This is a genomic window from Staphylococcus sp. FSL K6-3157, from assembly GCF_038005145.1.
Taxonomy (GTDB): domain Bacteria; phylum Bacillota; class Bacilli; order Staphylococcales; family Staphylococcaceae; genus Staphylococcus; species Staphylococcus equorum.
Map to the genome: position 1 here is coordinate 855,377 of NZ_JBBOSM010000001.1, position 11,022 is coordinate 866,398.

The 11,022-nt window shown below is 33.3% G+C and carries 9 protein-coding genes and 1 rRNA gene; 8 read left to right on the forward strand and 2 right to left on the reverse strand.

The genetic code is table 11. The features are described from left to right. The first annotated feature begins 101 nt into the window (after positions 1–101). Complete coding sequence (locus MHB47_RS03920; protein WP_340755259.1) at positions 102–1,475, forward strand: YjiH family protein; 1,374 nt, start codon at positions 102–104, stop codon at positions 1,473–1,475. A 124-nt stretch (positions 1,476–1,599) separates the two neighbouring features. Here the strand turns inward: MHB47_RS03920 and MHB47_RS03925 are convergent, their stop codons facing one another. Both MHB47_RS03925 and MHB47_RS03930 read right to left on the reverse strand, forming a co-directional pair. Then, positions 1,600–1,914 (reverse strand): heme oxygenase, encoded by a 315-nt coding sequence (locus tag MHB47_RS03925; RefSeq protein WP_002507008.1) that lies wholly within the window; start codon positions 1,912–1,914, stop codon positions 1,600–1,602. Between the two features lie 159 nt (positions 1,915–2,073). Next, on the reverse strand, positions 2,074–2,334 hold the full coding sequence (locus MHB47_RS03930) for a SunI/YnzG family protein (protein WP_002507009.1): 261 nt from the start codon (positions 2,332–2,334) through the stop codon (positions 2,074–2,076). A gap of 176 nt (positions 2,335–2,510) precedes the next feature. Between MHB47_RS03930 and MHB47_RS03935 the strand changes: the two genes are divergently transcribed. From MHB47_RS03935 to MHB47_RS03965, 7 genes are all read left to right on the forward strand, one after another. Next, on the forward strand, positions 2,511–3,005 hold the full coding sequence (locus MHB47_RS03935; protein ID WP_340755261.1) for a metal-dependent hydrolase: 495 nt from the start codon (positions 2,511–2,513) through the stop codon (positions 3,003–3,005). A gap of 124 nt (positions 3,006–3,129) precedes the next feature. Continuing rightward, positions 3,130–4,317 carry a UTP--glucose-1-phosphate uridylyltransferase gene (locus MHB47_RS03940; RefSeq protein WP_002507011.1) on the forward strand — a complete coding sequence of 396 codons (1,188 nt, stop codon included), beginning with the start codon at positions 3,130–3,132 and terminating at the stop codon, positions 4,315–4,317. Positions 4,318–4,334: 17 nt separating this feature from the next. Further along, positions 4,335–5,018 (forward strand): PAQR family membrane homeostasis protein TrhA, encoded by a 684-nt coding sequence (trhA, locus tag MHB47_RS03945; RefSeq protein WP_340755263.1) that lies wholly within the window; start codon positions 4,335–4,337, stop codon positions 5,016–5,018. 337 nt (positions 5,019–5,355) lie between these two features. After that, complete coding sequence (sdrM, locus tag MHB47_RS03950; RefSeq protein WP_340755265.1) at positions 5,356–6,696, forward strand: multidrug efflux MFS transporter SdrM; 1,341 nt, start codon at positions 5,356–5,358, stop codon at positions 6,694–6,696. Positions 6,697–6,920: 224 nt separating this feature from the next. Continuing rightward, positions 6,921–7,373, forward strand: a complete 453-nt coding sequence (locus tag MHB47_RS03955; protein ID WP_065338492.1) for a SepA family multidrug efflux transporter — start codon at positions 6,921–6,923, stop codon at positions 7,371–7,373. A 322-nt stretch (positions 7,374–7,695) separates the two neighbouring features. After that, positions 7,696–8,760, forward strand: coding sequence for an Mrp/NBP35 family ATP-binding protein (locus MHB47_RS03960; RefSeq protein ID WP_002507016.1), 1,065 nt, complete (start codon positions 7,696–7,698; stop codon positions 8,758–8,760). Positions 8,761–9,252: 492 nt separating this feature from the next. Further along, a 16S ribosomal RNA gene (locus MHB47_RS03965) occupies positions 9,253–10,805 on the forward strand. The last annotated feature ends 217 nt before the right edge of the window (positions 10,806–11,022 follow it).

Here is an 11,022-nt window from a genome sequence, read left to right on the forward strand (position 1 = left end):
CTAAAATTATTGATTTACATATTTATACATAATAGGTTATAATTATTGCTGTTGCTTTTTTAAGTGTATATAAAAATATAAACACCTAAGGGGTGAATGAAATGAATAAATATAGTAAATCACAATTGGTACGAGGTAGATTAAAATTCATTGTCATGTCATTGATTGGTATTATCTTGTTTTTAGTACCTGTTACTGTGACTGAAGATGGTGTTAAGCAAACTACATTACCCGTCGCGCTATTAGCAGGACTGTTGCAAGATGTGCTCGGGAACGCTATGCCATTAATTATTGTTTTGATTATTACAATATCAGGTATATTATCGATTTTATGCTCTACAATATTGAAAAATAAATTAGAACCAGAGGGACTTTTATATAATGCATTTAATGTGAAAATCGTCTGGTTGCTATTAAGAATATTAGCAGTTGTCTTTGTATGGATGACTTATTTGAAAGTAGGTACTGAAGTAATTTATTCTGCAGACACTGGTGGGCTTGTATTTGAAAGTCTATTGCCAACATTAGTTGCTGTATTCTTATTTGCTGCATTATTTTTACCATTACTTATGGAATATGGATTGTTAGAATTTTTAGGTCCAATCTTTAGACCTATTATGAGACCTTTATTCACATTACCAGGGCGTTCTACAGTGGATAACTTAGCATCGTTTATTGGAGATGGCACAGTAGGGGTATTAATAACAAGTAAACAATATGAAAGTGGTTTTTATTCTAGACGTGAGGCAACAGTTATTGCTACTACCTTTAGTGTAGTATCTATAACATTTGCTATCGTCATTGCGGAAACAGTACATATGCAAAATCATTTCTTCTATTTCTACTTTTCAGTTATTGTTTCGTGTATTGTTTGTGCATTGATTTTGCCAAGAGTCTGGCCATTAAAATCAATCAAAGACGAATACTCAAAAGAAGTATCTGAAGAAATGAGAACTGAAAAATTACCAGAAAATAAAACAGCATTAAGTCACGGTTTTGATATGGCAACAGAAACAGGTATTAATGCACCAGGATTCAAATCATTTTTCAAATCGGGATTTAAAACAGTTGTAGATATGTGGTTTGTTATTTTACCAGTTGTTATGAGTATTGGTACACTAGCGACAATCGTTGCGACCTACACACCAATATTTGCAATTATAGGTAAACCATTTGTACCATATTTAGAATTACTGCAAATTCCTGAAGCTGCGCAAGCATCAGAAACAATATTAATAGGCTTTGCCGATATGTTTTTACCTTCTATATTAATTGAGGGCGTAGGCAATGATATTACATTATTCGTTATCGGTGCATTAAGTATTAGTCAGTTAATCTACTTATCAGAAGTAGGTGGGGTGATATTAGGCTCGAAAATTCCAGTCAGTATCTTTAAACTATTTGTTATTTTCTTAATCAGAACAATTATTGCATTACCGATTATAGCGTTGATGGCGCATTTATATTTTAATTAGTTTAAAAACATTATGAATTATGAATACAATTAAAACACCCCGAAAGTTAGATTGAAAAACTAATCTTCGGGGTGTTTTGCAATATTTATTGTTTTGTTGTATTTAAACTTACAAACGTATCTGATTAATTAAGTGTTGATAAAACATTTGCTTTAACAACTTTATTCCCTATGACTGGTGAATCTTCACTTTTAGATTTTGACTTACCTGCGTGTGCTTCTTTAAACGCATCACTTTCAAGCCATGCTTTGAAATTTTCTTCAGAATCCCACCAAGTATTCACATACATTTGATCGTAGTCTGTTTCGTCTTCGATTAGCCAAACTTCAACTTTACGGAATCCTTCTAATTCATTTATTTTGCCTTTTTTTGTAAAATTAGGCGCCATTTTCTCTGCAAACCCTTTTTTAACATCAATTCTATTCGTAACAACGTACATGATATGCACCCACTTTCTAAGATTTAGCTATAGTATATCATCATTGTGAATTAGAGGTTAATTGATATCCCTTATATGTTTAAGACGTGATTAATATAAAAAAGACGCAATTCTAACGTGGGGTTAGAATTGCGTCTTTTTATTGTTAATTGTTTAATATTATTTTGTTACTTCATTATATACTTTTTGATCATTTTGCGTATAAATAATGTATTCATGGTCATTAGTGTCGATGATAACACGGTTCGTTTTTCCGAAAGTAGAACCAATTCTCGAAACTTTGTTTCTATCTAATTTTGGAATTTCATGGATATTTTGATCTTGTGAAATGTTCTTAATATCACTTGTTGGAATCTTAATATCTGCAACTCTCCATTGAATTCTTACTTCATTGTTATCTTTTTTAACTGTCATTGCCATATCTAGAACACATCCTTTAATTAATTTATAGCTATATCATACAACAACATGCAACCGTTTTCAAGTAATTGTGTGATACTTTTATTGAATATGTTATACTCAATGTTTTTTACGAAAGTACGTTCGCATTGATATAAAAGATATGATAAAATATATTGCGATAAGGAGAAGTGAAAATGACAGGTAAAACCCACGCATCATGCGGTTTATTAGTAGGCGCATTAACTATAGAATATTTTCATACAGATTTGTTTACATCAATTACGGTTATAACGCTTGCAGTTATATCAAGTTTATTACCTGATATTTGTCATGCACAAAGTAAAATTGGTAGACGATTTAAAGTTTTGAGCTTTTTTATTAGATTATTATTTGGTCACAGGACATTTACACACTCGCTATTATTTATTTCAATTATAATTTGTTTATTATATGCTATTCAAACGCCAATTTATTATTTAATTACCATTATATTAGGAATGCTGTCTCATGTTATACTAGATATGTTAACACCTAGGGGAGTTAAATTTTTATATCCTATCCCAATCAATGTGAAATTCCCTTTAGTTTTTAAAACAGGTGGTCTCGTTGATTTATCACTTGCGAGCGCGTTAACTATAGGCGCAACTTATGTGTTTTTTCAACCATTTATTAAGCAGCTTTTTTTTTAAATGGTTATGATTAAGGTTGTGCATATAATCATAATAATATAAAGTACAAATAGTGAAATTATATATTCAAGTCAGTAATAAGATACTATTTTTATCTAATATTTGAATATTAAGGAGAGAGAACATGCTAGATAAGAAAGGTTTAGAAAAGTTTAATCAAGACCATTTAATTGAATTTGAAAAACTAATGAGTACAAATGAGAAAGAACAATTGGCTAATAAAGTAGACTCTTTAAACTTATCTGATATTCAAGATTTATACGAAGATTTGTATGTAAATAAAAAAGTAATCGATGACGTTTCCTCTATTAATGAGGTGAAATATGATGTTAAAAATGATTTTTCAGAAGAAGAAATCAAAAAATATGAAGAAGTTGGTTTAGACGCAATTCAAAAAGGTAAATTTGCAGTGTTATTAATGGCAGGTGGACAAGGGACGCGTTTAGGTTATAAAGGACCTAAAGGTTCATTTGAAATTGAAGGCGTTAGCTTATTTGAAATTCAAGCACAACAATTAATAGCATTAAAAGAGCAAACAGGTGTAGCTGTCGATTGGTATATCATGACTAGCAAAGTAAATGACAAAGAAACACAACTATTTTTCGAAGCTAAAGATTATTTTGGATATGATAAATCACATGTGCACTTTTTCAAGCAAGAGAACATTGTTGCCTTATCTGAAGAAGGCAAGTTAGTTTTAGATGTAGATGGTAATATCCTAGAAACGCCTAACGGTAATGGTGGCGTGTTTAAATCACTCAAAAATTCAGGCTATTTAGATGAAATGACAGACAATGGAGTGGAATATATTTTCTTGAATAATATTGATAACGTTCTTGTGAAAGTATTGGATCCATTATTTGCAGGTTATACATTCCAAAAAAGTATGGATATCACTACAAAGTCAATTCAACCTAAAGAGGGGGAAAGTGTTGGTAGATTAGTGACAGCTAATCAAAAAGATACTGTGCTTGAATATTCAGAATTAGACCCTGAAGTTGCTAATGAATTTAATAACGCTAATATAGGAATACATACATTTAAACTTTTATTTATTAACAATGTGGTTGATCATGCATTGCCATATCATTTAGCGATTAAAAAACTAAAACAGTTAGATGATGATTTTGGCGTAATTGAGCAACCGACACTTAAGTTTGAATTATTCTATTTTGATATTTTCCAATATGCTAATAGCTTTATTACATTACAAGTACCGAGAGAAGAAGAGTTTTCTCCTTTAAAAAATAAAGAAGGTAAAGATAGTGTTGAAACAGCTACAGCTGATTTGAAACGTATGAATTTGATATAAAAAAGGTGGTTACACTTATGTCTCATACAGTAGATGTAGATAATAGCAAAGTGGCTAAAACATTTAAAAATATTGTACCTTTAACATTTGGTGAGGAAATTGGAAATGCAGTTTCACATGGGGCAGCTGCATTCATTGCTTTATGTGTATTGCCTTATGCAGCAATACAAAGTTTTTTAAATCATGGCATATTAGGTTCATTTAGCGTTTCGCTATATGTGATAAGTATTTTCCTAATGCTTATATCTTCAACGATTTATCATGCGATGCCTAATAATTCTTCGCATAAATATATACTCAGAATTATCGATCACAGTATGATATATATTGCAATTGCTGGAACATATACGCCAATATGTTTAGTGTTAATTGGTGGATGGTTAGGATGGACTGCAATGGCAGTACTTTGGGGTATTACACTCTGGGGTATTCTATACAAATCTTTAGCTAAAAATGTTAGTCATAAATTGAGCTTAACTATGTATTTAGTTATGGGATGGATTGGCGTTTTATTTTTACCGACAATTATTTTCGATTCATCGGTAATATTTATGCTATTTATACTATTTGGTGGGATTGCTTATACCGTTGGAGCATGGTTCTATGCACAAAAAGATCGTCCATATTTTCATATGATTTGGCACTTCTTTATAGTAATTGCATCCGTATTTCATTTTATAGCTATTTTATATTTTATGTAATTCTAAAAAACATAGATTTAGTAATCTCTAGGACATAAATCTATGTTTTAAAAGCAATTATTATATGGGCACTAGCTGTCTGATATATATGGGCTTGTTTTAAGTACTTATGCAAGAGTTTCGGCTCTTGTATTATTTTTTAGTAGGCTTTGTGGGGGCGGGAATATGAAATCAGATTTTGATTTCTATCCCGCTCTTTTTTTAAAACAAAGAAAGATTTAGACTGTAACATGTATTTCTGCCCTAGCCTCAAGAAGTCGATTTGAAACTTATTACTACATAGTAATTGCTCTGATTATGCTAAAAAAATTTAATTTGTTATGCAAGGAGGTAGATTATGAATATTAAGTCTTTAGGTATCGTAGTTGCATTAATATTAATTATGTTTATGTCTGCCATCGAAACATCAATTGTTTCTTTAGCAATTCCTACTATAAGAGATGACTTAAATGTTACTTCATCCATTTCATTGATTTTCGCAGTTTATTTTATTGCAATTGTCATAGCTAATCCGATTGTAGGAGAACTACTAGATCGAACGAAAATTATTTATATCACACTTTTAGGATTATTGCTTTTTACTATAGGAAGTTTCTTATCCGGAATAAGTGGCACTTTTGAGATACTTATCATGTCTCGTTTTATACAAGGTTTAGGTGCTGGTGTAATGATGGCACTGAGTCAAATAGTACCTAAACTTGCCTTTGAAATCCCATTACGTTATAAAATTATGGGAATTGTTGGTAGTGTGTGGGGGATTTCTAGCATTATTGGCCCGGTTTTGGGAGGAACTATTTTAGAATTTGCAACGTGGCACTGGTTATTCTTCGTGAATATTCCGATTGCAATTGCTGCTATGGTATTGGTGATAATCACATTCCATTTTGAAAATGAAAATACAACTGCAAAAAATAAATTAGACGTGAAGGGCTTAACGTACTTCTATGTATTAATCTTCTTTTTAATGTTTACAGTTATGAATAAAGCGAATTTATATTTAAACATCATTTCGCTTATCTTAGCTTGTATAATGGCAGTGGTTCTTTACAAAAATGAAAAAAACATAAAAACACCATTTGTACCAGTTACAGAATTTAATAAGACAATTATTTTAATATTCTTTACTGATTTTGCTTATGCAATTATTTTGATGGGTTACAACTTATATATGCCTATTTATTTACAAGAAGAAATGGGCCTCTCACCATTACAAAGTGGCTTTGTAATATTTCCAATTTCATTTGCTTGGTTAGCGCTTAATTTTTCATTAGATAAATTAGAGGTTAGAATGAGTAGAAAAGGATTATATATTTTTGCTTTCACACTATTAATGCTATGTGGCATTTTAATATTTATAGGCACCGAATCGCCATTATTTATAGCATTTAGTTTATTACTTGCAGGGGTTAGCTTTGGCACAGTTTATACAAAAGATAGTGTTATAACTCAAGAAGAGACTTCATTAAATAATATGAAGCGGATGATGTCACTCTATACATTAACTAAGAGTTTAGGTAATTCAATAGGTTCTACTGTAATGGGTTACGTTTATGCTTTATCGTTCACTTTTATCAGTCTGCAAATACACAATGTTATCTTACTTAGTTTAATTATATTGATTATACTAATAGTTTTATGGACTGTGTTTTATAAAGAACAGAAACAAGAATCTAATTAGTAAACTGTATCTATATAACTAAAACATGATTTACTTCATCAATAAACGTTATAATTTGAATAGTAGAGCTTCGTGTTAATTTGTATTTGGTAGTGAGTTGTTATAATGGTAATATAGTTTATGCGATTATAGTTTTAATAATAAATACTAGCGAGGTTGTAACAAAAGTTAGGTGATTATTAAACGGAATATCGAAATAGAGTGAAAAGGGAGGACAGTAAGCAATGAAATATATAAAATATTTATTTACAACGCTTATTGTACTTTCGGTATTTATTATTTCTGGGGCTATATTTTTAACATTTTTAGGATTTGGATTATATGGTTTGAGTAGAATCCTTATTTATTTCCATCTTGCGTATTTTGGATATAACAAAAACTTTTACGATAACTTAATTTATTATGGTAGTTATATTGTATTAGGTTATTTCAATTTGTTTATAATAGAGAATTTAATGGATTACTTTAGAAAAAAATTACCAGATAACCCATATTTTAAAGGAATAACTTATCACTTAATTACTTTCACTGTAACAACTTTGCTATTTTACTTCATAGTGCATATCCATTACACTTATATAAATATTGATTTTTGGGTGATTGTATTCATCATAGGACTCTTATTTATATGTAAGGAAATATTTTATCCAGATAGTGAAAACTTAAATGGAAAATAAGCATCTTATTTTAGAAAATCACAACAGTTAATTGAAGCACTTTAAATGTTGTGATTATGAAGAATGAATATAATGTTAATATATAGTAGAAACTGTAATACTTTAACTTTATCTCCGATAGTTAAAGTAACCATTTAAGAAAGAAATATAGCAATTACTATAAGAAGTTAGTTTATTTATTCTTTAATAGAGAGTGAAGTGAGCTAACTTCTTTTTTAATAAGCTGATTATATTTATACTGAATATAAACTATTTAAAGCAAACTTAAGTTTTGTTTGTTAGAATATAAATAATGATTATTTTATAAAGAGGGGGACGCATTGTGTTAACGACTGAGCAAGTTAAAGAACTTGTTGGAGAATTAAAAGATCCAATAATAAATGTACCTTTAAAAGAAACTGATGGAATAATAGAGGTTACTATTAAAGAAGAAATAGAGCATGTAAGTGTCAAAATAGCTATGGCTCAATTAGGGGGACAACCTCAATTAGATTTACAAATGGCCGTAGTGGAAGTATTAAAAGAAAATGGGGCTAATACAGTTGGCATCAGATTTGAAGAATTACCATCTGATGTAGTAGAACAATATAGAGGTACGAGTGATGACGAGCAACAAACAATAGAAGGCTTATTATCTAAAGACAATCCTGTAGAGTTTATAGCCATCGCTTCTGGTAAAGGTGGCGTTGGAAAATCAACAGTAGCAGTCAATTTAGCAGTATCATTAGCTAGAGAAGGTAAAAAAGTTGGTCTAGTTGATGCTGATATTTATGGCTTTAGCGTTCCAGACATGATGGGAATTGATGAAAAACCAGGGGTACAAGGTAAAGAAATCATACCAGTTGAACGTCATGGTGTGAAAGTAATTTCAATGGCTTTCTTTGTTGAAGAGAACGCACCAGTTATATGGAGAGGCCCAATGTTAGGGAAAATGCTTACGAATTTCTTTGTTGAAGTACGATGGGGAGATTTAGATTATTTGATTTTAGATTTACCACCAGGTACAGGGGATATTGCTTTAGATGTACATACGATGTTGCCATCAAGTAAAGAAATTATTGTAACAACACCTCATCCTACTGCAGCATTTGTTGCAGCAAGAGCTGGAGCAATGGCAAAACACACTGAACACACGATTTTAGGTGTAATAGAAAACATGTCTTACTTCCAAAGCGAAGAAACTGGAAATAAAGAATATGTATTTGGAACAGGTGGCGGTGAAAAGCTTGCTGAAGAATTACAAACAGACTTATTAGGTCACCTACCATTAGAACAACCATCATGGAATCCAAAAGATTTCGCGCCTTCCATTTATCAACCAGATGATAGATTAGGAGAAATATACCAATCAATGGCACAACAAATCATTGAAAAGACTAGTAAATAGTAGCATTTAAGGAGTGGGTAAAAATTAATTTAATTTTTATCCACTTTTCTCTTGCAATTTTTTTGAATGGTGGTAGAATTATTTCTTGTGACCAACGAAAGCACGATACAGTGTAAACGTAACAAATCACAATAAACAAAAAAGTATTGACTTTCTCTTGTGGAATTGATATTATATAAAAGTCGTCAAAAACGACAAAAACATTATTTAATTCAATTTCGAAAAAGTGTAAAAAATATACTTGAAACATTATAAGAAATACTTTAATATTATTAAAGTAATGTTAAATGATTGTTAAAGAATATTAATTTTTTATTGACACAACGTCAATTGAAATGGTATAGTAATAAAGCAATTATCCAAATGAACATTGAAAACTGAATTGCAATATGTCAACGTTAATTCCGAACACAACATTAAATTGTTGGTTCAAACGTGTTAGAGATAACACACAAATTAGTATTTTATGAGCTAATCAAACATCATAATTCATTTATGGAGAGTTTGATCCTGGCTCAGGATGAACGCTGGCGGCGTGCCTAATACATGCAAGTCGAGCGAACAGATAAGGAGCTTGCTCCTTTGAAGTTAGCGGCGGACGGGTGAGTAACACGTGGGTAACCTACCTATAAGACTGGAATAACTTCGGGAAACCGGAGCTAATGCCGGATAACATTTGGAACCGCATGGTTCTAAAGTAAAAGATGGTTTTGCTATCACTTATAGATGGACCCGCGCCGTATTAGCTAGTTGGTAAGGTAACGGCTTACCAAGGCAACGATACGTAGCCGACCTGAGAGGGTGATCGGCCACACTGGAACTGAGACACGGTCCAGACTCCTACGGGAGGCAGCAGTAGGGAATCTTCCGCAATGGACGAAAGTCTGACGGAGCAACGCCGCGTGAGTGATGAAGGTTTTCGGATCGTAAAACTCTGTTATTAGGGAAGAACAAATGTGTAAGTAACTGTGCACATCTTGACGGTACCTAATCAGAAAGCCACGGCTAACTACGTGCCAGCAGCCGCGGTAATACGTAGGTGGCAAGCGTTATCCGGAATTATTGGGCGTAAAGCGCGCGTAGGCGGTTTCTTAAGTCTGATGTGAAAGCCCACGGCTCAACCGTGGAGGGTCATTGGAAACTGGGAAACTTGAGTACAGAAGAGGAAAGTGGAATTCCATGTGTAGCGGTGAAATGCGCAGAGATATGGAGGAACACCAGTGGCGAAGGCGACTTTCTGGTCTGTAACTGACGCTGATGTGCGAAAGCGTGGGGATCAAACAGGATTAGATACCCTGGTAGTCCACGCCGTAAACGATGAGTGCTAAGTGTTAGGGGGTTTCCGCCCCTTAGTGCTGCAGCTAACGCATTAAGCACTCCGCCTGGGGAGTACGACCGCAAGGTTGAAACTCAAAGGAATTGACGGGGACCCGCACAAGCGGTGGAGCATGTGGTTTAATTCGAAGCAACGCGAAGAACCTTACCAAATCTTGACATCCTTTGAAAACTCTAGAGATAGAGCCTTCCCCTTCGGGGGACAAAGTGACAGGTGGTGCATGGTTGTCGTCAGCTCGTGTCGTGAGATGTTGGGTTAAGTCCCGCAACGAGCGCAACCCTTAAACTTAGTTGCCAGCATTTAGTTGGGCACTCTAGGTTGACTGCCGGTGACAAACCGGAGGAAGGTGGGGATGACGTCAAATCATCATGCCCCTTATGATTTGGGCTACACACGTGCTACAATGGACAATACAAAGGGCAGCTAAACCGCGAGGTCATGCAAATCCCATAAAGTTGTTCTCAGTTCGGATTGTAGTCTGCAACTCGACTACATGAAGCTGGAATCGCTAGTAATCGTAGATCAGCATGCTACGGTGAATACGTTCCCGGGTCTTGTACACACCGCCCGTCACACCACGAGAGTTTGTAACACCCGAAGCCGGTGGAGTAACCATTTATGGAGCTAGCCGTCGAAGGTGGGACAAATGATTGGGGTGAAGTCGTAACAAGGTAGCCGTATCGGAAGGTGCGGCTGGATCACCTCCTTTCTAAGGATATATTCGGAACATCTTCCTTGAGAAGATGAAGAGGAATGACATTGACATATTGCATTCAGTTTTGAATGCTCATTACGAGTATTCATTGCGTTATTTTGTACATTGAAAACTAGATATGTAAGTAAAATTTATGATTTTACCAAGCAAAACCGAGTGAATTAGAGTTTTAAAAAGCTTGAATTCAAAAAAATAGAAATAATCGCTAGTG